This window comes from Isoptericola sp. GX10416 (assembly GCF_056590155.1).
In genome coordinates this window covers 130369-155052 of record NZ_JBWPVO010000011.1, presented here as the reverse complement: position 1 = coordinate 155052, position 24684 = coordinate 130369, and the positions used below count along the sequence as shown (strand labels likewise).

The 24684-nt window shown below is 71.1% G+C and carries 25 protein-coding genes; 12 read left to right on the top strand and 13 right to left on the bottom strand.

The annotated features are described in order from the left end of the window. Together ACWAT2_RS15630 and ACWAT2_RS15625 are read right to left on the bottom strand one after the other, a co-directional pair. A partial coding sequence (locus tag ACWAT2_RS15630) for a hypothetical protein (RefSeq protein WP_402373948.1) occupies nucleotides 1-218 on the bottom strand: 218 nt, incomplete at its 3' end. Further along, nucleotides 215-868 carry a DUF6318 family protein gene (locus ACWAT2_RS15625; RefSeq protein WP_402373950.1) on the bottom strand — a complete coding sequence of 218 codons (654 nt, stop codon included), beginning with the start codon at nucleotides 866-868 and terminating at the stop codon, nucleotides 215-217. The genes ACWAT2_RS15630 and ACWAT2_RS15625, both read right to left, overlap by 4 nt. Before the next feature lie 199 nt (nucleotides 869-1067). Between ACWAT2_RS15625 and ACWAT2_RS15620 the strand changes: the two genes are divergently transcribed. The 8 genes from ACWAT2_RS15620 to ACWAT2_RS15585 all read left to right on the top strand — a co-directional run bounded on the left by ACWAT2_RS15620 (nucleotide 1068) and on the right by ACWAT2_RS15585 (nucleotide 7551). Further along, nucleotides 1068-1445: a GntR family transcriptional regulator gene (locus tag ACWAT2_RS15620; RefSeq protein ID WP_402373952.1), complete on the top strand. Its 378-nt coding sequence runs from the start codon at nucleotides 1068-1070 to the stop codon at nucleotides 1443-1445. After that, the gene (locus ACWAT2_RS15615) at nucleotides 1442-2401 is read left to right on the top strand and encodes an ATP-binding cassette domain-containing protein (RefSeq protein WP_402373954.1); all 960 of its coding nucleotides are present in this window, start codon (nucleotides 1442-1444) and stop codon (nucleotides 2399-2401) included. The genes ACWAT2_RS15620 and ACWAT2_RS15615 overlap by 4 nt, the downstream gene beginning before the upstream one ends. Next, the gene (locus tag ACWAT2_RS15610) at nucleotides 2398-3174 is read left to right on the top strand and encodes a hypothetical protein (protein WP_402373956.1); all 777 of its coding nucleotides are present in this window, start codon (nucleotides 2398-2400) and stop codon (nucleotides 3172-3174) included. The genes ACWAT2_RS15615 and ACWAT2_RS15610 overlap by 4 nt, the downstream gene beginning before the upstream one ends. A gap of 5 nt (nucleotides 3175-3179) precedes the next feature. After that, a complete protein-coding gene (locus ACWAT2_RS15605) occupies nucleotides 3180-3920 on the top strand; it encodes a hypothetical protein (protein ID WP_402373958.1) in 741 nt (246 codons plus the stop codon). Between the two features lie 38 nt (nucleotides 3921-3958). Then, entirely contained in the window at nucleotides 3959-4963 is a 1005-nt protein-coding gene (locus tag ACWAT2_RS15600) for an ABC transporter ATP-binding protein (RefSeq protein ID WP_402373960.1), read from the top strand. Then, on the top strand, nucleotides 4960-5775 hold the full coding sequence (locus tag ACWAT2_RS15595; RefSeq protein ID WP_402373962.1) for an ABC transporter permease: 816 nt from the start codon (nucleotides 4960-4962) through the stop codon (nucleotides 5773-5775). The genes ACWAT2_RS15600 and ACWAT2_RS15595 overlap by 4 nt, the downstream gene beginning before the upstream one ends. Before the next feature lie 82 nt (nucleotides 5776-5857). Next, entirely contained in the window at nucleotides 5858-6823 is a 966-nt protein-coding gene (locus tag ACWAT2_RS15590; RefSeq protein WP_402373964.1) for a bile acid:sodium symporter family protein, read from the top strand. Next, nucleotides 6820-7551 carry a glutamine amidotransferase gene (locus ACWAT2_RS15585; RefSeq protein ID WP_402373966.1) on the top strand — a complete coding sequence of 244 codons (732 nt, stop codon included), beginning with the start codon at nucleotides 6820-6822 and terminating at the stop codon, nucleotides 7549-7551. Before ACWAT2_RS15590 ends, ACWAT2_RS15585 begins: the two co-directional genes overlap by 4 nt. Before the next feature lie 22 nt (nucleotides 7552-7573). On the opposite strand, the gene ACWAT2_RS15580 is transcribed toward ACWAT2_RS15585, so the two are convergent. Continuing rightward, nucleotides 7574-8071 (bottom strand): NUDIX hydrolase, encoded by a 498-nt coding sequence (locus tag ACWAT2_RS15580; protein ID WP_402373968.1) that lies wholly within the window; start codon nucleotides 8069-8071, stop codon nucleotides 7574-7576. A 350-nt stretch (nucleotides 8072-8421) separates the two neighbouring features. Between ACWAT2_RS15580 and ACWAT2_RS15575 the strand changes: the two genes are divergently transcribed. After that, nucleotides 8422-9489 (top strand): 3-deoxy-7-phosphoheptulonate synthase, encoded by a 1068-nt coding sequence (locus ACWAT2_RS15575; RefSeq protein WP_402374517.1) that lies wholly within the window; start codon nucleotides 8422-8424, stop codon nucleotides 9487-9489. A 51-nt stretch (nucleotides 9490-9540) separates the two neighbouring features. On the opposite strand, the gene ACWAT2_RS15570 is transcribed toward ACWAT2_RS15575, so the two are convergent. Next, nucleotides 9541-9918 (bottom strand): hypothetical protein, encoded by a 378-nt coding sequence (locus tag ACWAT2_RS15570; protein WP_402373970.1) that lies wholly within the window; start codon nucleotides 9916-9918, stop codon nucleotides 9541-9543. A gap of 81 nt (nucleotides 9919-9999) precedes the next feature. Further along, a complete protein-coding gene (locus ACWAT2_RS15565) occupies nucleotides 10000-11196 on the bottom strand; it encodes an NAD(P)/FAD-dependent oxidoreductase (RefSeq protein ID WP_402373972.1) in 1197 nt (398 codons plus the stop codon). A gap of 109 nt (nucleotides 11197-11305) precedes the next feature. Here ACWAT2_RS15565 and ACWAT2_RS15560 point away from each other — a divergent pair, with 109 nt between their 5' ends. Beyond that, on the top strand, nucleotides 11306-12049 hold the full coding sequence (locus ACWAT2_RS15560) for an SDR family oxidoreductase (protein WP_402373974.1): 744 nt from the start codon (nucleotides 11306-11308) through the stop codon (nucleotides 12047-12049). Nucleotides 12050-12094: 45 nt separating this feature from the next. On the opposite strand, the gene ACWAT2_RS15555 is transcribed toward ACWAT2_RS15560, so the two are convergent. From ACWAT2_RS15555 to ACWAT2_RS15540, 4 genes are all read right to left on the bottom strand, one after another. Next, a complete protein-coding gene (locus ACWAT2_RS15555) occupies nucleotides 12095-13009 on the bottom strand; it encodes a sigma-70 family RNA polymerase sigma factor (protein ID WP_402373976.1) in 915 nt (304 codons plus the stop codon). 53 nt (nucleotides 13010-13062) lie between these two features. Beyond that, the gene (locus ACWAT2_RS15550) at nucleotides 13063-15582 is read right to left on the bottom strand and encodes a polynucleotide kinase-phosphatase (RefSeq protein WP_402373978.1); all 2520 of its coding nucleotides are present in this window, start codon (nucleotides 15580-15582) and stop codon (nucleotides 13063-13065) included. Further along, complete coding sequence (locus tag ACWAT2_RS15545) at nucleotides 15575-16972, bottom strand: 3' terminal RNA ribose 2'-O-methyltransferase Hen1 (protein WP_402373980.1); 1398 nt, start codon at nucleotides 16970-16972, stop codon at nucleotides 15575-15577. Before ACWAT2_RS15545 ends, ACWAT2_RS15550 begins: the two co-directional genes overlap by 8 nt. Nucleotides 16973-17650: 678 nt before the next feature. Beyond that, nucleotides 17651-17809, bottom strand: coding sequence for a hypothetical protein (locus ACWAT2_RS15540; RefSeq protein WP_402373981.1), 159 nt, complete (start codon nucleotides 17807-17809; stop codon nucleotides 17651-17653). Between the two features lie 106 nt (nucleotides 17810-17915). Here ACWAT2_RS15540 and ACWAT2_RS15535 point away from each other — a divergent pair, with 106 nt between their 5' ends. After that, on the top strand, nucleotides 17916-18452 hold the full coding sequence (locus ACWAT2_RS15535) for a type IV toxin-antitoxin system AbiEi family antitoxin domain-containing protein (protein WP_402373983.1): 537 nt from the start codon (nucleotides 17916-17918) through the stop codon (nucleotides 18450-18452). A 223-nt stretch (nucleotides 18453-18675) separates the two neighbouring features. Here the strand turns inward: ACWAT2_RS15535 and ACWAT2_RS15530 are convergent, their stop codons facing one another. Continuing rightward, nucleotides 18676-19953, bottom strand: coding sequence for an ATP-binding protein (locus ACWAT2_RS15530; RefSeq protein WP_402373985.1), 1278 nt, complete (start codon nucleotides 19951-19953; stop codon nucleotides 18676-18678). Between the two features lie 284 nt (nucleotides 19954-20237). Between ACWAT2_RS15530 and ACWAT2_RS15525 the strand changes: the two genes are divergently transcribed. Continuing rightward, nucleotides 20238-20462: a hypothetical protein gene (locus ACWAT2_RS15525; RefSeq protein WP_402373987.1), complete on the top strand. Its 225-nt coding sequence runs from the start codon at nucleotides 20238-20240 to the stop codon at nucleotides 20460-20462. A 228-nt stretch (nucleotides 20463-20690) separates the two neighbouring features. On the opposite strand, the gene ACWAT2_RS15520 is transcribed toward ACWAT2_RS15525, so the two are convergent. The 3 genes from ACWAT2_RS15520 to ACWAT2_RS15510 all read right to left on the bottom strand — a co-directional run bounded on the left by ACWAT2_RS15520 (nucleotide 20691) and on the right by ACWAT2_RS15510 (nucleotide 24315). After that, nucleotides 20691-21461: a hypothetical protein gene (locus tag ACWAT2_RS15520; protein WP_402373989.1), complete on the bottom strand. Its 771-nt coding sequence runs from the start codon at nucleotides 21459-21461 to the stop codon at nucleotides 20691-20693. Continuing rightward, nucleotides 21454-22116, bottom strand: coding sequence for a hypothetical protein (locus tag ACWAT2_RS15515; protein ID WP_402373991.1), 663 nt, complete (start codon nucleotides 22114-22116; stop codon nucleotides 21454-21456). Before ACWAT2_RS15515 ends, ACWAT2_RS15520 begins: the two co-directional genes overlap by 8 nt. Nucleotides 22117-22662: 546 nt before the next feature. Continuing rightward, nucleotides 22663-24315 (bottom strand): DUF5635 domain-containing protein, encoded by a 1653-nt coding sequence (locus ACWAT2_RS15510; protein WP_402373993.1) that lies wholly within the window; start codon nucleotides 24313-24315, stop codon nucleotides 22663-22665. Nucleotides 24316-24684: the final 369 nt, after the last annotated feature.

Below are 24684 nucleotides of genomic sequence, written 5' to 3'. Positions count from 1 at the left end.
CCGTCCGCGGTGGTGGCGATGTTGCAGGTGTGGGTGTCGGTGCGGAAGTAGCGGTCGCGGGGGCCGTCGTCCTCGGAGGCAGCGGGATTCGCGCCCTCGCCGACCGCGTCAACCCCGGCTGTATTCCGTTCGTCGTCCATGGTGCCCTCAATCTCTGCGCCCATCGCAAGATTGGTGAACAAGATCGTGGCGGCGATCACAGAGGTGGCAGCGTTCACTGCTCCTCCGGGGACTCGGGCATGGCGAAAAGGTCGACGACCTTCCACTCGTCACCGCGGTGCACGACTTCGAGGCGCCGTTCGGCGACAACTTCATCGGACACGTAAGTCTCCTTGCCGGAGGGGTCGGTGACCCGAGTCGGCTCCACGGTGACCTCGATGTCGATAGGCCAGATCCCAGTCGGCCGATCCTGTTCGTAGGTGTGCAGTATTTGGACTGCATTCTCGCCGCCCGACCAGTTTTGACCTTCGTCTGCGATGGTGCGGGCCTGTTCGAGCCTTTCTGCGCAGAACGTGCACTTCTTGTGGGACATCGCCTCCCACTCGGCGGTGTCACCCGTCTTCATCATGTAGTCGTCCAGGCTGAGGAAGTACTTCGCGGCGGCTTCGGCACCCTGGTACCCCTCGTCGTCCATCGCGGCCGGCCGCTCGGGCGCGATCACGACCGGCGTCGGTGACGCGGCGGGGGAGGACTCGGTCGCGGAGGGTGCCGGGCTTGAGGGGGCCTGCGCCGTCGACCCGGGGTCCGTGGGAGTCGGGTCGGGTGTGGTGCATCCGGCGAGCAGCAGCGCGACCAGCGCGGCCGCGCCGAAGGTGGTGGCGGTACGGGGCATCAGGGATTCCTTCACCAGGGGCGTCGACGGCGACATCGGAGTCACGGTAGCGAAACCGCAGGTCCCCGGCACGACCCTGTGGACAACGTCTCGCGCAGTGGAACGCGCGGCGCTACGTCGCGCCGTCGGGCACGGCGTCAGCGAGCGGCCCGCCAGGGGTTGACGCCACCCCAGGTCCTGTGGTTCATTAGTCGAGTAATGAACCACAGGACCATAGTACCGGGAGGAGGGCCGCATGTTCGACGGGCCCGAGCCGATCTACCTCCAGATCGCGCAGATGATCCGGTCACAGGTCCTCGCCGGGGAACTCGTGGAAGAGGAGCAGGTCATGTCCACCACACAGTTCGCGACGACGTTCCGGATCAACCCCGCCACGGCGGCCAAGGCGTTCACCGGACTCGTCGAGGAGGGCGTGCTCTACAAGCGCCGCGGGCTGGGCATGTTCGTCGCGCCCGGCGCCCGCGAGCGCCTCCTCGAGCAGCACCGCCAGGCGTACTACGACGACGTCCTCGCCCCCGCGCTCGCCCAGGCGGCCGTGCTCGGCATCTCGGCCGAGGAGATCGTCGCGTACATCCACGGCACCGCCCACCAGACCCCTCAGGAGGAGTCATGACCCCCGAGCCCTTCGGCGCCCGGCTGGACGACGTCGTCGTCCGGTTCGGCAAGCAGCGGCGGATGACGATCGACGGCAGGACCTTCAAGGACGAGGCGACCGTCGCGCTCGACGGCGTGGACCTCACGATCCGACCCGGCGTGATCACCGGGGTCCTCGGGCGCAACGGCGCCGGCAAGTCCACGCTGCTCACCCTGCTCGCAGCCTTCAACCGGCCGACGTCGGGCACCGTGCGCCTCGGGCCCGACGGCGACGCCCCGTGGGAGGACCCGTGGGAGAACGCGTGGGTCACCTCCAACGTCCAGCTGGTGCGCGAGTCGGGGGACCTGCAGGACGACGAGAAGCTGTCCGAGTCCCTCAGGTACTACGCCGACCTGCGTCCGTTCTGGGACGCGGAGCTCGCGGGGCGGCTGCTCGACATGTTCGAGGTGAACCCCCGCAAGAAGCCCAACGCCCTGTCGCGCGGCAAGCGGTCCGCCGTGGGCGCCACCATCGGCCTGGCGTCCCGCGCGCCGCTGACGATCTTCGACGAGGTCTACCTCGGCATGGACGCCCCGACCCGGTACGCGTTCTACGACGAGATCCTCGCCGACTACGCCGAGCATCCCCGCACCATCCTGCTCTCCAGCCATCTGGTCGAGGAGGTCGAGCGGCTCTTCGAGGACGTGATCGTCCTCGACCGCGGCGGCGTGCTCCTCGCCGAGACCGCCGAGGAGATGGGCCGGCGCGGCTTCAGCCTCACCGGGCCGACGTCCGCGGTCGAGCGGCTCGCCGGCGACCGCCGCGTGCTGCACCGTCAGCAGCTCGGCGGCACGCTGCAGGTCACTCTTGAGGGCACGCCCGACGACGTCGAGGCCACCGCCGCGCGAGCTGCCGGCGTCGAGCTGGGCTCGCTGCCGCTGCAGGACCTCTTCGTGCGCCTCACCGAGCCGAGCCGGACAGGGGCGGGCCGATGAGCGTCACCACGACAGCACCTGCGTCGCGGGCGGAGCTGGTGGCACGGGTGCAGCGGCGGGCGACCCGCCGTGCGGCCCGGTCGATGCTGGTCCCGTCGCTCGTCGTCGGGCTGAGCTTCTGGGCCTTCGTCACGGTGGCGGCGGCCGCCGTCCCCGTGGTCGTCGACCGGTTCGGGGGCCACATGGACGTCGGTGTGCTGGTCGCCGCCGAGTACAGCGCGCGGTGGTTCGCGTTCACGCTGGGAGTCATCACCTGCTCGATCATCCTGGCCACCCACCTGGCCGCCGGAGGTACTCGCCGTGCGCTGCGCGACGCCGCCCTGATCACCGCGGGTGTCACCGGCCCGGCCTACGGCGTGCTCCACGCGATCGCGCTGCTGGTCGAGCGAGGGACGTTCCGCGCCGTCGGCTGGACCTGGCCGCGTCCGGAGGGCGGCCTCGCCACCGGCGATGCCGGCATCTGGCCGACGGCCGGCGCCGAGGCCCTGGTCGTCGTGGTCTACGTGCTCGTCGGGTGCGCCGTCGTCGTCGGCTACCTGGTCGACGGCGTCGGTCGCGGGACCCTGCACCTCGTCCCCGCGCTGGCGCTGCTCGGTCTCGCGGAGCTGTCCACCCGCAGCGGGTGGGCCGTCGACCTGCTCGGTGGGTTCCTGCCCGCTGAGGGCCCGGGCACCATCGCCGTCGGGATGGCCGGAGCCGCCGTCGCCATCGTGCTCTCCGCGGCGTGGCTGCACCTGCGCCTGCGTACCCTGCGACTCCGGCCGACGAGGTGAGCACCATGACACTCGACAGATCTCCCCACCGCCGGGCGGTCACCGCGGCACGGCGGCGGCTGGAGAGCTACCTGCTCAAGGCCGCGGTCTGGTTCTGGGTCGGCTGGGGCCTGCTCGTCATCGCCACCCCGCTGGTCGTGGACCGCTGGGGCGGCGTGGCCGACGGGCTGACGTACGACGCCGCGGGGAGCCCCGCTCGCTGGCCGGCGTTCGCCGTCGGCATCATCGTCGCCGCCGCCCTCCTGGGCACCCACGTGGCCGCCGGGGGGACCCGCCGGTCCCTCGTCGAGGGCGTCGCTCGCGGCGCCGTCGTCGGCGGGCTCGTGTTCGGCGTCCTGACGGTGGTGTTGGGCATCGCTGAGGAGCAGGTGTTCGAAGGGCTCGACCGGCCCTACCAGGGCGCCGGCGGGGCCTTCGCGCTCGACACCGTGACCGGCGTCGCTGCGACCGTCGTCGCCCAGACGTTCGTCATCGCCACCTACGTGCTCGTCGGTGTCGCCGTCCACGGCGGCTACCGGCGCTGGGGAGCCTGGCGCGGGACCCTCGCCGTCGTCCCGCTGCTGCTCCCCGCCGTGCTCGTCGACCTTGCGAGCCGCACCGGCATCTTCGCGATCCCCCTGCGCGACGAGCCCGTCGACTCGGTGCTCGGCGCGGCAGTGAGCCTCGTCGGCGCGCTCCTCGCCGCGCTCCTGGCCGCCGTCGTCGCGCACCACGTGCTCCGTGCCGTGCGACCACGCCTCACCTGACCCGCCAGTCCGTATCCCACCCGAGAAGGAGGCCAGAGATGGCCAAGCCCATCGTGGAGGTGTCGCACCTCCGCAAGACCTATGGCGACAAGGTCGCCGTAGACGACGTGTCGTTCGCCGTCCAGCCCGGGGAGATCTTCGGGATCCTCGGCCCCAACGGGGCCGGCAAGACCACGACCGTGGAGACTCTCGCCGGACTGCGCACCGCCGACGGAGGCACCGTCCGCGTGCGCGGCATCGACACCCAGCGCCACCCCGGCGCAGTCCGGGACATCCTGGGCGTGCAGCTCCAGGAGGCGGCGCTGCACGACAAGATCACCGTGCGGGAGGCGCTCAACCTGTTCGCCGGGTTCTACGCGAACCCTGCGGACCCGGAAGAGCTCCTGGCGATGCTCGACCTCACCCCGCACGCCGACCGCCGGTTCGCCAAGCTGTCCGGCGGGCAGAAGCAGCGCCTGTCGATCGCGCTCGCCCTGATCGGCAACCCCGAGATCGCCATCCTCGACGAGCTCACCACCGGGCTCGACCCGCAGGCCCGGCGCAACACCTGGGAGCTCGTGGAGCGCGTGCGGGCCACGGGCGTCACCATCCTCCTGGTCACGCACTTCATGGAGGAGGCCGAGCGGCTCTGCGACCGGCTCGTCATCATCGACGCCGGGAACGTCGTCGCCGAGGGCACGCCCCAGGGGCTCATCGACGCCCTCGACGACGACAGCACCGTGGTGCTGCGGTTCGCCCCCGACGACGCCGGCCGGGCACGCGACGTGCTCGAGCAGCTCGCCGACAACGACCCCGAGGTCGCGCGGGTCGACCTCGCCGAGACCTCGCCGGACGAGGTCGTCGTCACCGGGACCCGCCGGGTCCTGTTCGCCCTCGTGCCGGCCCTCGCCGGTGCGGACCTCGTGCCCGACGACGTCCGCACCGTCGCCAGGTCGCTCGAGGACGTGTTCCTCGCCCACACCGGGCGCGCCTACAGCACGGGGACCGGCGACGCCGACGCGCCCACCGACACCACTCTCGTCCTCGAAGGAGGCCGGTCATGACCGCCACCGCTACCGCCACCCCCACGCGGGTGCGCCCGTCCGGCACCGGCTGGCGCGGGTTCGGCCGCCTGCTGCGCACCGAGACCGCCGTCTGGCTGCGCGACTCGTCGTCCGTGTTCTTCGGGGTGCTCTTCCCCACCGTGCTCCTCGTCGGCGTCGGGTTCGGCATCCCGGGGATGCGCGAGCCGATCACCGACGCCCCGCAGGACTCGCTCTGGTACGGCGTGACGCCCATCGCGACATACCTGCCCACCGTCCTCGCCATGGCGATCGGCACGCTCGCGATCCTGTCGCTGCCGGTCACGTTCGCGACCTTCCGTGACAAGGGCGTGCTACGGCGAATGTCGACGACGCCGATGCGGCCGCAGGCGATCATCGTGGCGCACCTGGCCATCAACGTCGCCACCACGTTCATCGGGGTGGCGCTGGCCCTCGGCGTGGCGCAGGCGCTGTTCGGCATCGTCCAGCCCACCCAGCTCGGCGTCGTCCTCGGCGCGTTCGTGCTGGGGATGCTCTCGCTGTTCTCGCTGGGCATGCTCCTGTCCGCGGTGGTGAACAAGCCCTCGACGGCGAACGCCGTCGCCTCCCTCGTCTACTTCCCGCTGCTGTTCCTGGCGGGGCTGTGGACGCCAGGCCCGATCATGCCCGACATCGTGCGGCAGATCGGCCAGTTCACCCCGATGGGTGCGGCCGCGCAGGCCATGGACACCGGCTGGTTCGGCGAGGGGTTCCCGCTGCTGCAGTACGTCGTGATGCTGGCGTACACGGCGGTCCTGCTGCCGCTCGCGATCCGCCTGTTCCGCTGGACCTGACGCCGGTCGAGCCGGTCGAGCCTGTCGAGATCCCGACCGGGTCCCGGCAGGCTCGACCTGCGTGCCGGTAGGGTGCGGCGGCATGCGCAAGGTGGCTGAGCTGGCAGGCCGGTGGTTCGCGGTGATCGTGGTGCTCGGAGGAGTGGCCGGGCTGCTGGCCCCGACGACGCTCGCCCCCATCGCCGGCCACATCCCCCTGCTCCTCGGGATCATCATGTTCGGCATGGGGCTGACGCTGCGCGGCGCGGACTTCGGGCTCGTGGCCCGGCGGCCGTGGTCGGTGCTGGTCGGCGTCGTCGCGCAGTTCACGGTCATGCCGCTGGTGGCCTGGGCGATCGGCACCGCGTTCGGCCTGCAGGACGCCGCGATGGTCGGCATGATCCTGGTCGGTGCGGCCCCGGGCGGCACGGCGTCCAACGTCATCGTGTACCTCGCCCGGGGCGACACCGCCCTGTCGGTGACGCTCACCGCGGTGTCGACCCTGCTGTCCCCGCTGCTCACGCCGGTGCTCGTGCTGTGGCTCGCGGGGTCCCAGCTCGACGTCACCTACGGCTCCCTCATGACCTCGATCGTGCAGATCGTGCTGTTCCCCGTCCTCGCGGGCCTGCTCGTCCGCACCTTCGCCGGCGGCCTGGTGGAGCGGTACCTGCTGCCCTACCTGCCGCTGGTGTCAGTGACCGGGATCGTCGTCGTGGTGGCCGGCATCGTCGCGGCGAACGCCGACGCCGTGCTGGCCACGGGAGCGCTGCTGGCGCTCGCCGTCGTCGTCCACAACGCCGTGGGGATCGCGCTGGGCTACGGCGCCGCGCGCGCCGCCCGGCTCGACGAGAGCGCCCGGCGTGCGGTGAGCATCGAGGTCGGGATGCAGAACTCGGGTCTCTCCGCGGCGCTGGCGACGGCGCACTTCTCGCCGGCGGCGGCCCTGCCTGCCGCGCTGTTCTCCGTGTGGCACAACGTCTCCGGGGCGGTCCTCGCGTCGTTCTGGGCCCGGCGCCCGGTCGACGGCGGCGAGCGGCGCCCGGAAGGCGCGCATAGCCTGCGGCCATGAAGCCGTTCCTGCTCCTGGGCACGCGTGCCGAGGACGCCGCCGCCGACAGCGAGTACGAGGCGTTCTGCCGGTACGGCGGCCTCCCCGCGGAGCAGGTCCACCGGGTCCGCCTGGAGGCCGGCCCGATGCCCGCGATCGACCTCGACGCGTACTCGGGCATCCTCGTGGGCGGCGGCCCGTTCAACTCCTCCGACCCGGACGCGCAGAAGTCCGCGGTGCAGCTCCGTGTCGAGCGGGAGTTCGTCACCCTGCTCGACGAGGTCGTGGAGCGGGACTTCCCGTTCCTCGGTGCCTGTTACGGCGTCGGCACCCTCGGCACGTACGCCGGGGGCGTCGTCGACCGGCGCTACGGCGAGGCCGTCGGCCTGACGACGGTCGAGCTGACCCAGGAGGGCCTCGCGGACCCGCTGCTGGCCGGGCTGCCGCCCGCGTTCACGGCGTTCGTCGGGCACAAGGAGGGCATGCGAGCCCTACCCCCCGGCGCCGTGCGGCTCGCGTTCTCGCCCCGCGCGCCGGTCCAGATGTTCCGGCTGCGGTCCCACCTGTACGCGACGCAGTTCCACCCCGAGCTCGACCTCGCGGGCCTCACCCAGCGCGTGGAGGTCTACCGCGACTACGGGTACTTCGCGGCCTCCGAGGCCGACGACGTCGTCACCCGGGCCGCCGCACGCCCGGTGACCTGGCCGATGCGCATCCTGCGCAACTTCGTCGAGCTCTACGGACGCTGACGGCCGGGCCCCTCGGGGTGGGTCACCGCGCGAAGACGGTGCCCGCGCCGGGGTCGGCCCGGTACCGCTCGGCCGCCGCGAGCCGACGGCGCGACGAGGGGGCGACGTCGTCGGGCAGGGCGTCCGGGGCGAACCACGCCACCGCGACGGACTCGTCGTCGGCGACGTGCGCGGCGGCGGCGGACGCCGCCGAGACGGGGCGCGCGAGGAAGCACAGGTCGAGGTACGAGCTGCGGTCGCCGTTCGGGTAGACGACCTCGGGCGTCGTGGAGACCGCCGCCAGGGCCTGCACCTCCACCTCGACGCCGGTCTCCTCGAGGACCTCGCGCACGAGCCCGCGCGCGGGCTCCTCGCCGGGCTCCAGGATCCCGCTGACCAGCGCCCACAGCCCGTTGTCCGCGCGCTGTCCCAGCAGCAGGCGCCCGGCGTCGTCGTGCACGACGGCGGTCACCCCGGGGAGCCACAGCGGTGCGGTCCCGACCTGGGCGCGGAGGGCGGCGACGAACTCGGGGATCGGCATGCGCCGACCGTACCGGGGACCGGATGGTGGACACCGCTGGACGGTCCGCGCGGCCGCGCGTACTGTCAGGGCCGTGGACATCCGTTGGTATTGGCGCTTTACGCTGGCTCCGCTGGGAGCTCGGCGGGCTCGCGCCTGACCGACACCTTCCACCGGAGCCAGCACAGGGCCTGGGACGCGACGCGCGTCCGGGCCCTTTGTCGTCGGGGCTTCCGGTCGGGATCGGACCGCCTCCGGCGACGCCGCCGGACCGCCGCACCCGCCGACCACCGCCACGACCAGGAGCCCCGATGAGTCCCACGACCGTGCCCGACGCGCACACCGCCACCCGCCCGCGCGATACTGACCTGATGGCCGAGACCTCTGACCTGCGCGTCCGTGCGCTCGATCCCCTGCCCGCCCCGCGGACGATGCGCGCGAACCTGCCGCTGGGGACCACTCGCAGCGATCTCGTGACGACGTCGCGCCGTGAGGTCCGTGACGTGCTGCGCGGCGAGGACGACCGTCTCGTCGTGATCGTCGGGCCCTGCTCGGTGCACGACCCGGCCGCCGCGCTCGACTACGCGCGCCGTCTCGCGCCGCTCGCCCGGGAGCTGTCGGACGACCTCGTCGTCGTCATGCGTGTCTACTTCGAGAAGCCGCGCACCACGGTCGGGTGGAAGGGCCTCATCAACGACCCGCACCTGGACGGCACGCACGACGTGCACCACGGCCTGCGCCTGGCCCGCGAGGTGCTGCTCGGCGTGCTGGACGCCGGGGTGCCGGCCGCGTGCGAGTTCCTCGAGCCGACGTCCCCGCAGTACATCGCCGACGCCGTGACGTGGGGCGCGATCGGGGCGCGCAACGCGGAGTCGCAGGTGCACCGCCAGCTCGCGTCGGGGCTGTCGATGCCGGTCGGGTTCAAGAACGCCACGGACGGCGACGTCCAGATCGCGGTGGACGGCTGCATCACCGCCGCGAACGAGCACACGTTCTTCGGGGCGGACGCCGAGGGCCGTGCGGCCGCCGTCGAGACCGCCGGCAACCCGGACTGCCACGTCATCCTGCGGGGCGGGCGCGGTGGCCCGAACTACGGGTCCGACGACGTCGCGGCGGCGCTGGGCGTGGCCCGCACCTCCGGCCTGGGCGGAGCGGTCGAGGCGGGCGTGATCGTGGACGCCTCGCACGGCAACTCCGGCAAGGACCACGTGCGCCAGGCCGAGGTGGTGCGGGAGCTCGCCGAGCGTCTCGCCGGCGGTGAGCAGGGGATCTCGGGACTCATGCTGGAGAGCTTCATCGAGGCGGGCGCGCAGAAGCCCGGACCGCTGGACTCGCTCGTGTACGGCAAGTCCGTCACGGACAAGTGCATGGACTGGGGCACGACGGCGGAGCTCCTGGAGGTCCTGGCGGCTGCGGTGCGCTCGCGGCGGGACGCCTGACCGGCCGCTGCGTGTCGCGAGCGTCTCTGAGCGGCCCGTATCGGGTGTGCCTCAGAGATCGAGGTACCGGTCGTACATGACGCTGAACCGCACGTCGGTGGGGCCCACCTCCGAGGTCCAGGTGCACACCCTGCGCAGGTCGACGACGCTGCGGAACCCGCAGACCGTGCCGCCCGGGGCGACCTCGTCGGCCAGCTCCTGCGGGGTCCCGTGCCCGGGGTTCACCGAGACCTCGAGCCAGCATCCGCCGGACCCGCAGCCCTTGTCGATCGCGGTCACCAGCGCGTCGTCCGGCAGGTCGGCGAGGGCCGAGACCGGCGGCTCCGGGGGGCTGTCCAGCTCCAGCCAGACGACCGGGGCGGCCAGGACGAGGGCCACGAGCGCGACGAGCACGGCTGTTCCGGCGACCAGTGAGCGGGTGCGGGGCACGCACCGACCCTACCGGCCGCGCACGAAGTGACCGGGCCCGCCGCATCGGACGACGGGACAGGCCCGGGGTGCCCGGTCCGCTCAGACGAACGTCTCCAGCGTGTTCCGGTCGACGGGACCGTCGGCGCGGATCAGCTCCTCGACGTCGTCCATGCGGTCCCAGACGTTGATGCCCATCCCCGCCTGCACGCGGCCGCCGTCCACCCAGAACGCGACGCATTCCCGGTTCTCCGGAGACCCGCTGAGCACCACCTCACCATCGGTGACGCCCTTGACCTCCATGCCGAGGTCGAACTGGTCGGTGAAGAAGTACGGCAGCACGTCGTAGGCGTCGCCAGCACCGAGCATCGAGCGGGCGGCGTGCTTGCCCGTCTCGTCGGCGAACGCCCAGTGCTCGACGCGCAGCGGCCGGCCGTAGCGGGGAGACGGCACGGAGGCGATGTCGCCGGCCGCCCAGACGCCGGGCGCGGACGTCCGGAGGCTGCCGTCCACGGCGATCCCTCCGCCGTCGGCCGCCGACCGGAGCTCGATGCCCGCGGCCCCGGCCAGGTCGCACTGCGGCGTGACGCCGACGCCGACGACGACGGTGCTCGCCTCGATCGTGGAGCCGTCGTCGAGCTCCACGCCGGTCACCCGGCCGGAGCCGGTCAGGGCGGTCACGGAGGTCTCGCGGAGCAGCCGGACGCCGTTCTCCTGGTGGAGGGTCGCGAAGATCTCGCCCACCCGCGCGCCGAGGCCGTGCAGCGGGTGCGGCGCCCTGCCGACCACGGTGACGTCGCGGCCGAGCTGCCGGGCCGACGCCGCCACCTCCATCCCGATCCAGCCGTCGCCGACGACGACGACCGGGCCGTCACCGCTCAGGGCTTCCCGCAGGCGGTCGGCGTCGACGACGGTGCGCAGGTGGTGCACGCCGGTGAGGTCGGTGCCGGGGACCTCGAGGCGGCGCACCCGCGAGCCGGTGGCGAGCAGCAGGCGCGAGTACCGCAGCGACCCGCCGGGCGCCGTCTCGACGCTGCTGCTGCCCACGTCGAGCCCGACTGCGGACGTGGACGTCCGCAGGTCGACGCCGTGGTCGGCGTACCAGTCGGCGTCGAGGGGGAACAGGGCCTCCGAGCCGGCCTCGCCGCGCAGGTAGTCCTTGGACAGCGGCGGGCGCTCGTAGGGCGGGACGGCCTCGCCCGTGAGCACCACGAGGTCTCCGTCGTACCCCTCCTCGCGCAGCGTCTGGGTGGCGCGGGCGGCGGCGAACCCGCCCCCGACGACGACGATCGGCTCCATCGGTCCTCCTTGGTGGTCCTGGGTGAGCTGCCTCACAGACTGTCACGACTCGGGGTGCTGCGTGGTCGTCAGGGTGTCAGCAGCAGGACGGACCAGGAGGATGAACAGCATGAGGATCGCCGTCGCGGGTGGGACCGGAGTCGTCGGGCGTCACGTGGTGGACGCGCTGGAGCGCGGTGGGCACCAGGCCGTGGTGCTGGCGCGCAGCCGGGGCGTCGACGTGGCGACCGGGGACGGGCTGGACGCCGCGCTCGAGGGTGCGGACGCCGTCGTCGACACGCTCAACGTCACGAGCCTGAAGGAGAAGGTGGCCACGGACTTCTTCACCACCACCTCGCGCAACCTGCTGTCCGCCGGGGCGAGGGCCGGCGTCGGGCACCACGTGCTGCTCTCGATTGTGGGCGTCGATCGGGCCGCGGGGTACGGGTACTACCGCGCCAAGGCGGCGCAGGAGGAGGTGGTGCGCGGCGGGAGCGTGCCCTGGACGGTGGTGCGGGCGACTCAGTTCCACGAGTTCCCCGGGCAGGTGCTCGGGCAGGTCCCGGGTCCGGTCGGGATCATGCCGCGGATGCGGTGCCGGCCGGTCGCCGCGGCCGAGGTGGGTGCGTACCTGGCCGAGGTCGCCGCCGGCCCGGCCCAGGGGCGCGCGCCGGAGATCGCTGGGCCGCGGGAGGAGCAGATGGTGGACATGGCGCGGCGGCTGCTCCGTGCGCAGGGCCGACGGCGGTGGGTGCTGCCGGTCGACTTCCCCGGCACCGGTGCCGACTTCCGGGGCGGGGCGCTGCTGCCCGACGGCGAGGGGCCGCGCGGAACGGTGACGTTCGACGAGTGGCTGGGCGGCTCGCGGGACTGACTCCGGCGACCGGTCGACGGCGGCGCGGTGACCGTCGTCGACCGGTCAGACGGTCTCGGCGAACCTTTCGAGCTTGTCCGGATTCACCTGGGCGAACACCCGCCGGATGCCGTCCCGGCCCACGTCGAGCGCCACGAGCGCCGCGGACGACCCGTCCTGCAGGAGCAGCGCCGGCAACCCGTTCGCCTCGACGATGCGCACCTCGGCGCCAGACCAGTACTTGTGCCAGATCTTGTCGAAGAACGACGCCACCCGTGCCGGGCCGACCAGCTCGACGCGGGCGGCGTGCACGCGGTCGCCGCCGTCCGTGCGCGCAACCACACCTTCGGCGAGGAACTGCTCGAAGCGGCCCAGATCGCCGTCGCGCGCCGCCGCGACGAACTCGGCGAGCAGACGGCGGTGCTCGGCCGGGTCGACCGTGACCGCGTCGCGGGTGCCGAGGCGCTCGCGGGACCGGCGGGCGAGCTGGCGCGTGTTCGCCTCGCTCAGGTCCAAGATCTCCGCGACGCTGCGATAGGGATAGGCGAAGGCCTCGCGCAGCACGTAGACGGCGCGCTCGACCGGAGTGAGTCGCTCGAGCAGGACGAGCACCGCCGTCTCGAGCGCCTCGGCACGTTCGGCGCCGAGGGCCGGGTCGGCGGTCGTGTCGACAGGCTCCGGCAGCCACTGCCCCACATACGTCTCGCGCCGGGCGTACGCCGACGTCGTCGCATTGATCGCGAGGCGCGTCACGATGGTGGTGAGGAACGCGGCCGGGTTCTCGACGCGGGTCCGGTCAGTGCCCTGCCACCGGATCCACGCCTCCTGCAGCACGTCCTCCGCCTCGGCGACGCTGCCCAGCATGCGGTAGGCGATGCCGAAGAGCTGCGGGCGGGCGGTGACGAACGCGTCGACCGCCGGGGCGTCCGCGAGGTCGTCGGGACGGTCGGGGACCTCGGGCGCGGAGGGACGCGATGTCATGCGGTCACGCTACGCCAGGCGGCGCCGCAGCCTGGTCCGATCGAGCAGCAGGTCTAGAGACGTGGGTCGACCGGCTCGGACTCCAGCGCCAGCACGGCGAACGCCATCTGGTGCACGGACCACAAGGGCTCGTTCCTCACGAACCGGTCGAGGGCTTCGAGCCCCAGACCGTGCTCGCGCAGCGCGAGGACGCGCTTCTTGTCGAGGCGCCGATCGCGCAGCACCTCCAGGGAGTCGGTGTAGTCGGGGCCGTAGACGATGCGCAGGTACTCACGGCCGCGGACCTTGAGCCCGGGCTGGATCCTGCGTCCGGGCGCCACCGGCTTGACGATCATGCCTTCCCCACCGGCTGCGGTGAGGCCGAGCCACCATCGGGTGGCGTCGGCCCTGTCCTGCTCCGACGCCAGGTCGACGAACCGGTGCCGGGTGTGGGTGATGAGCGGGTCGGTGAGCTGGCCGATCTTCTCCAGGTGCCAGCGGTGGGACTCGGTGGTGGCGAGCTGGCGTCCTTCCGCGGCGAGGATCTGGAACGGCGCGAGCGTGACGCCGTCGAGCCCGGCTGTCGGGTGGACGTAGGCCGCGAAGGCCTCGCGGTAGGCCTCGGCGTTCGCGGTGTGTCGTGCGACGCGCTCGGCCAGCGGCCCGACGTCGAGCCCCCGCGCGGCAGCGACGTCCAGGACGGCGGTCGCTGCCGGCAAGGCCGCGTGGGCGGCCGCACCGACCGACGCGTACTGCTCCTTGATCAGCCCGAGTGCCTTGGCCGACCACGGCAGCAGCTCGCAGTCGAGGGCGAGCCAGTCGGTGTCGAGGTCGTCGAACAGCGGTCCGACGGCGGTACGCAGCCGGGCGACGAGGTCGCCGCCGAGCGGTTCGGGGAAGAACGCCCGGCCGGTGCGGGTGTAGACGACGCCGGTGGAGCCGTCGGCGATGCCGAACCGCTTGGCGGCCGCGTCGGCGTCCTTCGCGACGACGGCGATGGCGCGCGAGCCCATGTGCTTCTCCTCGCACACGACCTCGGTGACACCCTGCTTGGCGTACGCGGCGAACGCCTGATCGGGGTGCTCGAGGAACCCGTCGAGGCTCGACGTCGGTGCCGGCGACATGGTGGGCGGCAGGTAGACGAGCCAGCGCGGATCGACGGCGAACCGGCTCATGACCTCGAGCGCGGCCGCGGCGTTCTCCTCAGGGATCTTGACCTTGCCAGCGTGCTCGGTGAACAGCCAGCGGGTGCCGGTGACGTCGTCGATGCTCAGGGCGGTGGGCTCGCGGTCGGGGACCGGAGCGGCGAGCGGTCGCACCGGTTCGTAGTACTCGCGCAGCGCAGGAACCTGGATGATCTCCTTCTCCGGGTAGCGCAGCGCGGTGAGCCGGCCCCCGAACACGACGCCGGTGTCCAGGCAGATGGTGTGGTTGACCCACTCCGGCTCCAGGACCGGGGTGTGGCCGTAGACGACCATCGCCTTGCCCCGGTACTCCCGCGCCCAGGGGTAGCGCACGGGCAGGCCGTACTCGTCGGTCTCGCCGGTGGTGTCGCCGTACAGCGCGAACGAGCGGACGCGGCCGGACGTTCGACCGTGGAAGGCCTCCTTGAGTCCCGCGTGCGCGACGACCAGGCGGCCGCCGTCGAGCACGAAGTGGCTGATCAAGCCGTCCATGAACGCCAGAGCAGACGCGGTGAAGTCCTCGCCCTCGGCCTTGAGCTGGGCCAGGGACTCGCCGAGGCCGTGAGTGACCTGGACCTTGGCACCCTTGAGCGCACGCACGAGCTTGGCCTCGTGGTTGCCGGCCACGCTCAGCGCGGTCCCCGCGGCGACCATGCCCATGACCAGGCGCAGCACACCCGGGGTGTCGGGGCCGCGGTCGACCAGGTCGCCGACGAACACGGCGGTGCGGCCCTCGGGGTGCGACGCCCCGACGGCGCGACCGTCGGCGTCTGACGCAATCACGTAGCCGAGCTTGCCCAGCAGGGTGCGCAGCTCGTCGGCGCAGCCGTGCACGTCACCGATGATGTCGAACGGACCGTGCAGCTCGGTGCGGTCGTTCCACGGCTTCTCGCGGCCGATCTCGACGGTGTCGACCTCGGTCTCAGTCAGCACGTGGACACGGCGGAACCCCTCCTTGCGGATACCCCGCAGAGACCGCTTGAGGTCGCGGTGCTGGCGGGTGATGACGTGCGGGCCGAAGTCACGATCGGGTCGGGACGCGTTGCGCTCGACGGCGACGGACGCGGGCACGTCCAGCACGACGGCGTCGACGAGCACGTCGTGGTCCTTCGCGAGCCTGACCAGCGACGCGCGAGAGCCGCGCTGCACGTTGGTCGCGTCGACGACGGTGAGAAGTCCGCGGCGCAGGCGGGTGCCGACGATGTAGTGCAGGACGTCGAACGCGTCCGGGGTGGCGGCCTGGTCGTTCTCGTCGTCGGACACCAGAGCACGGCAGAAGTCCGAGGAGATCACCTGGCTGGGCTTGAAGTGCCGCGCGCCGAACGTCGACTTGCCGCTGCCGGACACGCCGACGAGCAGCACCAGGCCCGTCGAGGGCACGGAGATCTGGCGGGTGGTCGTCTCAGCCACGGAGGAACACCGCCATCTGGGTGCTGGTGCCGCGCTCGGGGTCGACGTCGCCGACGCCACGCAGCTCGACCGAGTAGTCGTACGCGGCGGCGACCCCCGCCGCCCAGTCCTGCAACTCGGCACGGGTCCACTCGAAGCGGTGGTCCGGGTGGCGCATGCCGGTCAGTCCCTCGTAGTTCGGGTTGTACTCGGAGTTCGGCGTCGTCACCAGGACGGCACCGGGGCGCGCTGCACCGAAGACGACACGTTCCAGCGCGGCGAGGCGTGGCGGGTCGACGTGCTCGACGACCTCCATCAGTACCGCAGCGTCGAACCCGGAGAACCGGGAGTCCTCGTAGGTCAGCGCGCCCTGGAACAGCTCGAGGCGCTCGGACTGCCGTTCGCTCATCCGGTCGACACGCAGGCGACGAGCCGCGATCTGCAGCGAACGAGCCGACACGTCCGCCCCGGCGATGCGCGTGAACGACGGCTCGCGCACAAGCTTGTCGAGGAACGCCCCAGGCCCGCAGCCCAGGTCGATCACCGTCCGCACCTGCAGCTCCGAGAGTGCCGCGAGCACGGCCTCGTGGCGCTGGGTGTTGAGCGAGGCGCGCTTCTCGGGCGGTTGCGTGACCTCCTCGTCCGCCGCGGGCTCGAGGTCCTCGACGACGTCGTCACCCAGCTCGGCCAGGCGCTCGAGCGCTCGGCCGGCCAGCGACGACCGGTGACCCAGGTAGCGGCGCGTGATGAGCTCGCGGTCCGGGTGCGTGGCAAGCCAGCCCTCCCCGGAGCGCAGCAGCTTGTCCACCTCGTCGTCGCTCTGCCAATAGTGCTTCGCCTCGTCCATCGCGGGCAGCAGCACGTGAAGCTGGTTCAAGGCGTCGGCGAGGCGGAGAGTGCCCGTCAACGTCAGGCGCACGTACCTCGACTCGCCCCACTCTGGGAACCGTCCGTCCAGCGGGATCGGTTCGGCATCGACGATCCAGCCGAGCGGTCCGAAGATCCGGCGAGCGATGTCAGGGCCGCCCCTGCAGGGCAGGACCGGGATGGTGATCTCCAGCGGGATCGCAGCGTCCGCGACGGCCTGCCGGGAGTCGCCGCGTCCGCTGCGTGCGGTGCTGAACACGTTCGCGACCGCCACACCGAGCATCGACGACGCCGCGTACGACCGGTCGTTCACGTACTGCGCGAGCGAGAAGTCCGGACTGCGCTTGCCTGCCGAACGCGCGAGCCGCACCGGGTCGATCTCGAGCAGCACCGCGACAGTGCAGCGCTCGTCGTTCGCCTCGGGGTAGAAGACGGTGGCCTTGCCGAACGACTGCTTGAACTCCTGGACACGATCGGGGTGCTTGAACAGCAGATACCCCAGGTCCGAGGCGGGTCGGTGAGTCGTCGACAACGTCAGAAGCACGACGCGATTCTGCCCTACGCAGGCAGGGGACCACCGCAGTCACCCCTTTGGTCAGGCGGCGGCGATCCGGCGACGTGGGCCAGGGGTGCGAGCCATCCCTCTGGCGGCGTGGGGATGGCGATCGTGGGACGGTCGGCCACGCACTCGCTCCAGAGCGGTGGTGAGCGCGTTCAGCCCGGCCGTGCGGCCACGGGGATCGAGAGAGCTGGCGAGGTCCAATGCGACGAGCGCCGTGCCTCCGACTGGTCGGGGTGACAGGATGTGAACCTGCGACCTCTTCGTCCCGAATCAACTCGGACGTGCTCGGACGCCGTCGGTACGGCGAGATTCTGCACGTGAGGGTCCGCTGGCATCCGCCGTCGGTCAGTGCGGTGAGCCCTCAGTTGCGCCCCCGGCGGGTCACCGGCCGGTCGACTCCTGGTCCTGGTCAGACCCGCAAGCAACGGGCCCTGCCACTCAGTCTGACGCGGGACATCCTCGGCGAGGTAGATCTGCACCCGCTTCGTTTGGCTGCGTAGAACTCCTCGTCGAAGGCGGACGTCGTCGTAGGCAACCGGCCGGGGGGGGGTAGAACGCGACGTGTCCGGCGTGCTCGGTGGCCAGGGTGGCGCGCCCTCTCGTCCAGCACGACGCGCAGGAGGACGTTCACATCCAGGATGATGCTGCTGTCGATCTGCACTACCGCCTCGTCTCGCGGCGAGCGGCCTTGGGGTCTTCCATCAGGTCCTCGACGTCCAGACCGTGTTCGTCGATCAACGCCGCCAGCTTGGCCACCGCGCACTGGAGCGCGGCGACGTCAGCTGACAGGTCAGCTTTCGCCGGGATGAAGAACCCCACCGTGCGCCCGTGCCGTTTCACGGCGACGGGGGGGCGAAGTGAGGATGAGCCTCTGGCGGTCAAACCCGTACCGCCAGTGGTACGGTATTGGCAGTGGAGGTGGGCTGTGGGGTATCGGCATGACCTGTGGGAGATCGCCGCGAGCAATCACGGCGTCGTCACCGTCGCCGAGGCAGAAGACGCTGGCGTGCCCGCGGTGGAGGTGCGCAAGTTGGCAGTGCGAGGCGTGCTGCGCTCCTACGGTCAGGGCGTCTACACCCACCTGGACGTTCCGACGGCCCGCCGCACCGAGCCGGCAGTCGCTGTCGCCCTCGCCGGGCCGGGCGCGTTCCTACAGCGCGAGTCGGTCCTCGACTTGCTGGAGGTCGGTCAGTTCAACCCCCGGCAGGTGCGCGTGGGAACTCGGCGTCGCGTGCGCCGGACCCTTCCGGACTGGATGGTGCTGGAACGCCGCGCCGACATCACCGACGAAGACCTGACCGACGTCGACGGCGTGCCCACGACCACGATCCCCAGGGCGCTGGCGGACCTGCAGGCACGGATCGCCCCCGACCGCTGGGACGCGCTGGTCACCACCCTCGTGGGGCGCGAGCTCGTGCGCCCCGACGAGATCCCGGACCTGAAGGAGGGCGCCCGTGCCTGACGTGACGCCGCCGTTGAACCGCTGACATGAGCGTACGCCCAGGTCAGCGGCCCTTTTCGGCTGGTCGGGGTGACAGGATTTGAACCTGCGACCTCTTCGTCCCGAAGCGATTGTGACGTGCCGGAACAGGGTCTGAACGGCGGGTTCGCGCTCGTGGGCGTTCGTCGGTGTCCGCGGGGTGTCGCATCAGTAGTGCAGCAGTGGGTTCAGGCAGGCTTCGGGACTACGGGGTCCAGATGCGGTCGATCGCCATGACATGGAGGCGGTCGTCGTACGTGTAGCTCCGCGGACCCGTGTAGAGCACGACGCCAGCGACGAACGTCGCCCCGAGGGTGTCGCGGAGCTTGCGGAGGCCGGCGAAGTCGTCGCGGGAGGTGCGGGCCGCTGCCTTGATCTCGAAGCCGATGATGCCTCCGTCGTCGGACTCGAGAACGAGGTCGACTTCCTCGTCGTCGCGGGTGCGCCAATGCCCGTGGTCGACGATGTCGTCAGTCCAACTGGCTTCCTTGAGGATCTCCCCGACGGCGAAGGTCTCCAGCGCATGGCCGAACTCGGTGAGCGCGGCTGGCTCGCGACGGGCGAGCTTCTCTGGCGTCAGGCGCAGCAGACGAGAGGAGACGCCGGTGTCGAGCATGTGGACCTTGGGGCGGGCATTGGTTCGCTTGGTCAGGGTGCGATCCCACGCGGGCAGGATGCGCAGCAGGAAGACGGCCTCGAGCAGGCGGAGGTAATCCCGCGCGGTCTTGCCGTCGATGCCCGTCGCGTGGGCCATCCGGGCGGTGTTGAGAACCTGAGCGGTCTGGCCGGCTGCCCGTTCAAGGATGAGCGGAAGGGTGTGGGCTTGGCGAACCTTCGACAGCTCCTGAGCGTCACGCTCGAGGGTGAGGCCCACATAATCGTCGATCCAGCGCCCACGGGCGCGGTCGGTCGCGGCGGCACGAGCCATGGGGAAGCCGCCGCGCGCGACCATGGCTGCGTAGTCATCGCGTGTCGTGGTGGATGTGGGCCGTGCAGCGGCCGCGACGACGGCGTCTGGATCGGTCAGGAGTCGAGGCAGCAAGTCCGCGCGGACGTCACGGAGTTCGGACTGGGCGAGCGGCAGGACGGGAAGCCGCTGGAGGCGTCCGGTAAGGGCCTGCGCTGCCCGTGGCAGCGCCTCGTGGCGCGCCGAGCCGGTGAGGATGAACTGACCTGGGCGCCCGGTGGTGTTGAGTCTCGCCTTGATCGCGTCGAGGACGACCGCTGCGTGCTGGTACTCGTCGATAAGGACCACCTGGTCGCCGTCGATCATCGTGGCTGGGTCGCGCGCGACGGCCGTCCGGGTGTCGAGGTCGTCGAGATCCAGGATCCGGCCCCCGACGCGTTCGGCCAGCTGCCTCAGCAGGGTTGACTTCCCGACGGCGCGGGGGCCTTCCAGAAGGAGGACAGGGCTCTCGGCGTGGCGCTGGAGAGCCACGTCAAGAATCCGTCTGGGTACCAGGTGGCCGGTCGAGTCGCTCACCAGGCAAGACTAGCCGAGATCCAGAACCACCGGGCCATAAACTCCAGAACTGCCGGATGCTCAGTTCCAGAATCGCCGGACCGTGGACTCCAGAACCGTCACGCAGTCGAACGGTCAGGGTATAGCTGGTGAGACGGATGCGAGGGCGGGGCTGACGCACGTGGAGGTGCTGGATGCAGTCGATGCGCACCCTGGGCCTCACGAGAGACATGCTGTGACCGCGCACCGCCGAGCTCGACTCCGACACCAACGCGGACGACTACGCCCGAAGCGCCGACGTCTACGTGTCCTCGGACAGTGCCGACTGGACGAAGGTCGCCGCCATCGTGGGCGACGCCCAGCCGACCCGGGAGGCGTCGTTCCTCGCGCAGACCGCTCGCCACGTCAAGGCGGTCAACACCGGCAGCGCCGACCGCTGGTGGTCCATCACGGAGTTCACCGCCTACGCGAAGCGAGTCGCGCTGAGCTCCGAGCCCGGGTCGGCCTGTCTGACCCGGGCTCTGGCCTGAGAACCGGGCGCACCGGCCGACCACCCGGCCCCACCCCGAAACGACGAAAGGCCGGACCTACGAAATCTGCGCGCGGGCGTGCGTCGGCGTCCGCCGTCGGTCAGTGCGGTGAGCCCCCAGTTGCGCACCCAGCAGGTCACCGGCCGGTCGACTCCTGGTCCTGGTCAGACCCGCAAGCTACGGGCCCTGCCACTCAGTCTGACGCGCGACACCCCAGCGCGGTCGTCGTCAGCTGGCGAGGATGCGCAGTGCTGTCTGGCCTTCACGACGGGCTTCGCGCGGGATCGCGTTCCAGTTGCGGGAGTCGTCGGGCAGGTTTCGGGGGAGCGTGGCGATGCGTTGGCGGTCTGACCCGGCGAAAGTCTCGCGCGCGGCGAACGGGTCGTCCAGGCAGCACAGCAGCGCGGCGGCGTCTTGCAGGTGGCGTTCGCGATCGCGTGAGTCGGTCCGGTAGGCGGCGGCCTTGAGGACGAGTGCCCCGAACACGTTCGGCACGCTGATCGTCGTCGGGTCTGCGTCGATGACCAGACCTGCGTTGACGGTTCGGCGCAGCGCCTGGGTGCCGCCCTCGATGGTGACGAGGTCGCGGCCACGAAGCGGCTCGACCACGCAGGGCGCGGCGTGGTCGGCGACGAGTACGTCGACGACGTCGGGCCCGCTGGTGACCAGGTCGACGCGGTCGGTTCCGCGGACGAACCGGTGCGCGGTGCGCTCGCGCGGGTCGATCGACGTGAGCATCTGGTATCCGAGCGACTCGAGCACGCGTGAGGCGTGGGCAGGCAGACCGCGGGTAGTTTCCACGTGCAGCACGATGTCGACGTCGTTGGTCGGGCGGACGACGTCCAGGCCGTGGTGGATCGTGTGGAGCTGGGTCATCAGCCCACCGACGAGGGTCCATGCGGTGTGCGGCAAGGCTGCAGCGATCTCGGCGACGTTGGGCCAGGGTGCGAGCCATCCGCCCGCCGGCGTCGGGACGGTGATCGTGGGACGGTCAGCCACGCGGCTTCTCCAGGGCGTCGGTCAGGGCGTCTATGCCGACGCTTCGTTCGCGGGTGTCCAACGAACCGGCGAGGTCCAGGGCGGTGAGAACGGTGTCGGCGGCCGCGATGCGTGTGATCGTGCCGGTCGGGAAGGTTGTGGCGCGCAGTGTGATGCGGCCGCTGGTGTCGCGGACGAGCCCGAACCTGCGCACCAGCTCGTCGAGCTTGTTCGCGTCGACGTAGCCGTCGACCATGTTGGCGTCCGCCAGCTCGAGCCGGGTTCGCGCCACGCTCGTGTCGACGATCCGCTGCCTCAAGCGTCCAGCGACGGACGAGTGCCCGGCGTACTGCACGACGTCGGCGCGCTCCCGCGTTCGCTCGACCAGGTCCGCGGCGCTCATGGACCGCATCCGAGCCTTCAGGCGAGACCGTTGCGTCTCGCCCATCCAGGAGGCAACCAGCCCGGACAGGATCGCGACCGCACCCCACGCCGTCTCGGGCAACCACGGGCGCGTGCGCTGCTGGCCACGCACTGCGAGGAACCGATCGATCGACTCCGAGTCGATGACCCCGCGAGCCAGCGACGTGAGCTCGCCCTGGGCGACGAGGTGCTGCACCTGACGGGGTGAGACCCCGAGGCGCTGGGCGGCATCGCGCACGGCAATCAACGACATGACAGATAGTTTCGCCTACACGAAGTCATCAGTCAACCATCCGGTGCGCCGGGAAGGTGGCTTCACCGGACATCAGACCGACGCGCACAGGCGAGACGCCGACGGAGCCCACCCGCGTGAGATGCGGCGTCGTGGCGCAGTACCCGGGATCGGTGCGGATGAGCGGACTGCCGTGTGTGTTCTACCTGGCGCCTGCGCGAAGAGGTCGATGGCTGTCGCGCAAGGGTCTGACCGCGATGAATGCCGATGCCCGAGGGCTGTGCGAAGAAGTCGCGGCCCTCGTTTGGTGCTCAGATAGATGCCCAGAAGGCGCGAAGCGGTCGTTCCGGCTGAACGCGAAAGGACCGCTGCCCTGGGCAAATTCCCAGGTCAGCGGCCCTTTTCGGCTGGTCGGGGTGACAGGATTTGAACCTGCGACCTCTTCGTCCCGAAGCGACCGTGACGGGCCGGAACAGGGTTTGAACGGCGGTTTCGCGCTCGTGGGTGTTCGGAGACGTCCGCGGGGTGTCGCAACAGTAGTACAGCAGTTGGTGCAGCAGGAGTCACTCAGCTCGCCCGCAGGTAGTGGGCGTTGCGGCCCGTGGTGTCGCCGCGGGCCAGGAGCCCATCGCCGACGAGTCGGTCGAGTACCCCGCGCGCGCCGGCGGTTGTCAGCCCGGTGAGCACGCCGTAGTCGCCGGAGGTGATGCGGTCGTGGGAGTTGAGCCAAGCCTCGACGACGGCGGGGGTGTCCTGGGGGTGGGGGCTGTCGTACCACAGGACACGCCGACGGCGGAGCAGGTCTCGGTCGTTCTTGGTGTAGAGCAGGGTCCGACGCGCGGTCCGCGAGAGTAGCCAGGCGTCCTTGTGGGGAATGATCAATGGCTGCTCGTCGATCACGCAGCGGTGAGTGGTCTCCAGTGCCTCCTGGGCCTCGGGATGGGTGCGTTGCAGCACAGCCGCGATCTGCCTGGCGGTGGTGAAGGGCTGGTGGAGCAGGGTGTAGACCACGAGGGCGACCTGGACGTCACGCTGCCGGGCGACGGGCTGGATTCGAGAGGTCAGTCGCAGCACGGGGATGACGGGGGCTCCGCCGACCAATCGCGTCCGCACTCGCGGGCCCGACTCTTCAATCACGAGTGGCGGGCGGTGGCCGAGGGTGACCAGCTCACGGTACATGCGGTCCACGCCGATGCCCTGCTTGTCGACGAGACCGAGCGCGCGGACGGCGTCGGCGAGAGCAGGAGAGCGGCTGAAGCGTTGGGTGAGCAGGTTGTCGGCGGAAACGCCGCCGACGAAGCCGCCGGGCGAGACCACGGTCAGTGACGAGTCCTCGTCGACCCAGGTGACGGTCGTGGGTTCGTGGAGGTTCCAGTCTCGGTGGACGACGCCGTTGAGGACCGCTTCGCGGGCGGATCGCATCGGGAGCTTGCGCAGCGAACGTTCGGCGAACTGGCCGGAGATGGTGACGAGGTCGTTGGCGGCTTCGAGCAGCGTCTCGACTCGCTGAAGCTGCTCAAGCAGGCTCAGGCCGGCCTGGGCCTCGTCGCGGGCGAGGATGTCGCCACCTTCGACGTCGAGCCTGGTCCACGTCAGCCATGGCCGAGGTGCGGGACAGAGTAGGAGTGCGCCGGCCTGGGTGAGGTGCCCGTCGACCGCCAACACTCCGAGTCGTCGCAGCAGGTCCGACGTCGAAGCGCTGGCGAGACCGTCGTCGGAGGTGTCGCGTCTGCGGAGGTACTCGCGTGCGACGGCGATCGCGCCGGCGCTGACGAAACTCGCGTCCATGCCGCTGGGGCGAGACATCGCGTCCCAACCGGCGCGGCCCTGGCGGTGGGTCCACCACTCGCCACGGTCGACTGGCACCGACGCTGCGCCAACCCGCCAGCGGAGCTTGTTGCCGGTGTCCTCGACCGGCTCCCTGGCCTCGGCGACGTAGATCACCAGGAGACGGATACCCCGTTCGACGACGACCTCGATGTCCGGTGCGACGTCGACGCGCCGGTAGATCTGATGGCGTAGCCACTCGGGGTCGAGGTCGGAGCCCAGCAGGTCGCCGCTACGATTCTCGACACCGACGACGAGCGCCCCACCGCCTGGGGTGTTGGACATCGCGGTGACCTCGTCGGCGAGCTGATCGGCAGCCTTCGTGTTCTCTGGCGACGCGGGGAGCAGGACGCCGCCGGCGCCGCGACGTCCTGCTTCCTCCTTGAAGTCCACGCGCTGGCGCTCGACATCGTCCGGCAGGACACCGGAGCGTAGCGTTGCCAGGCACGCCTGGACGGCCTCGCGCGTCCGGGCGCGATCTGCAAGCAGCTCGGTGCCAGGCTGAAAGGAAGAGGAAGCGCCCACCTGCATCATGGGTTGCACTTTAGCAGAGTAGCTAAACAGAAACACCTAGGGTGTGCTGCCGTGATCTCGTGCGCTTCACCGTCGCAGAGCAGACTCCCTGCTCGACGAACGACCGCGAGGGCATGCCGCCTCCGAGGCAGCGCAACGCGGGTTGCCGCTACACCACCCCGGATCTGGACGTCACCATGCGGACCGTCGTGCGACCCCGCGGTCCGGACAGCCCTTCGACTGCTACGT

Excerpts from the sequence above, each read along its gene's own strand:
- ACWAT2_RS15575 (WP_402374517.1), top strand. The coding sequence starts at position 8,422 with ATGGCCGAGACCTCTGACCTGCGCGTCCGTGCGCTCGATCCCCTGCCC.
- ACWAT2_RS15625 (WP_402373950.1), bottom strand. The coding sequence starts at position 868 with ATGTCGCCGTCGACGCCCCTGGTGAAGGAATCCCTGATGCCCCGTACC.
- ACWAT2_RS15585 (WP_402373966.1), top strand. The coding sequence starts at position 6,820 with ATGAAGCCGTTCCTGCTCCTGGGCACGCGTGCCGAGGACGCCGCCGCC.
- ACWAT2_RS15605 (WP_402373958.1), top strand. The coding sequence starts at position 3,180 with ATGACACTCGACAGATCTCCCCACCGCCGGGCGGTCACCGCGGCACGG.
- ACWAT2_RS15565 (WP_402373972.1), bottom strand. The coding sequence starts at position 11,196 with ATGGAGCCGATCGTCGTCGTCGGGGGCGGGTTCGCCGCCGCCCGCGCC.
- ACWAT2_RS15620 (WP_402373952.1), top strand. The coding sequence starts at position 1,068 with ATGTTCGACGGGCCCGAGCCGATCTACCTCCAGATCGCGCAGATGATC.
- ACWAT2_RS15610 (WP_402373956.1), top strand. The coding sequence starts at position 2,398 with ATGAGCGTCACCACGACAGCACCTGCGTCGCGGGCGGAGCTGGTGGCA.
- ACWAT2_RS15515 (WP_402373991.1), bottom strand. The coding sequence starts at position 22,116 with ATGTCGTTGATTGCCGTGCGCGATGCCGCCCAGCGCCTCGGGGTCTCA.
- ACWAT2_RS15555 (WP_402373976.1), bottom strand. The coding sequence starts at position 13,009 with ATGACATCGCGTCCCTCCGCGCCCGAGGTCCCCGACCGTCCCGACGAC.
- ACWAT2_RS15595 (WP_402373962.1), top strand. The coding sequence starts at position 4,960 with ATGACCGCCACCGCTACCGCCACCCCCACGCGGGTGCGCCCGTCCGGC.
- ACWAT2_RS15590 (WP_402373964.1), top strand. The coding sequence starts at position 5,858 with ATGCGCAAGGTGGCTGAGCTGGCAGGCCGGTGGTTCGCGGTGATCGTG.
- ACWAT2_RS15560 (WP_402373974.1), top strand. The coding sequence starts at position 11,306 with ATGAGGATCGCCGTCGCGGGTGGGACCGGAGTCGTCGGGCGTCACGTG.
- ACWAT2_RS15615 (WP_402373954.1), top strand. The coding sequence starts at position 1,442 with ATGACCCCCGAGCCCTTCGGCGCCCGGCTGGACGACGTCGTCGTCCGG.
- ACWAT2_RS15580 (WP_402373968.1), bottom strand. The coding sequence starts at position 8,071 with ATGCCGATCCCCGAGTTCGTCGCCGCCCTCCGCGCCCAGGTCGGGACC.
- ACWAT2_RS15600 (WP_402373960.1), top strand. The coding sequence starts at position 3,959 with ATGGCCAAGCCCATCGTGGAGGTGTCGCACCTCCGCAAGACCTATGGC.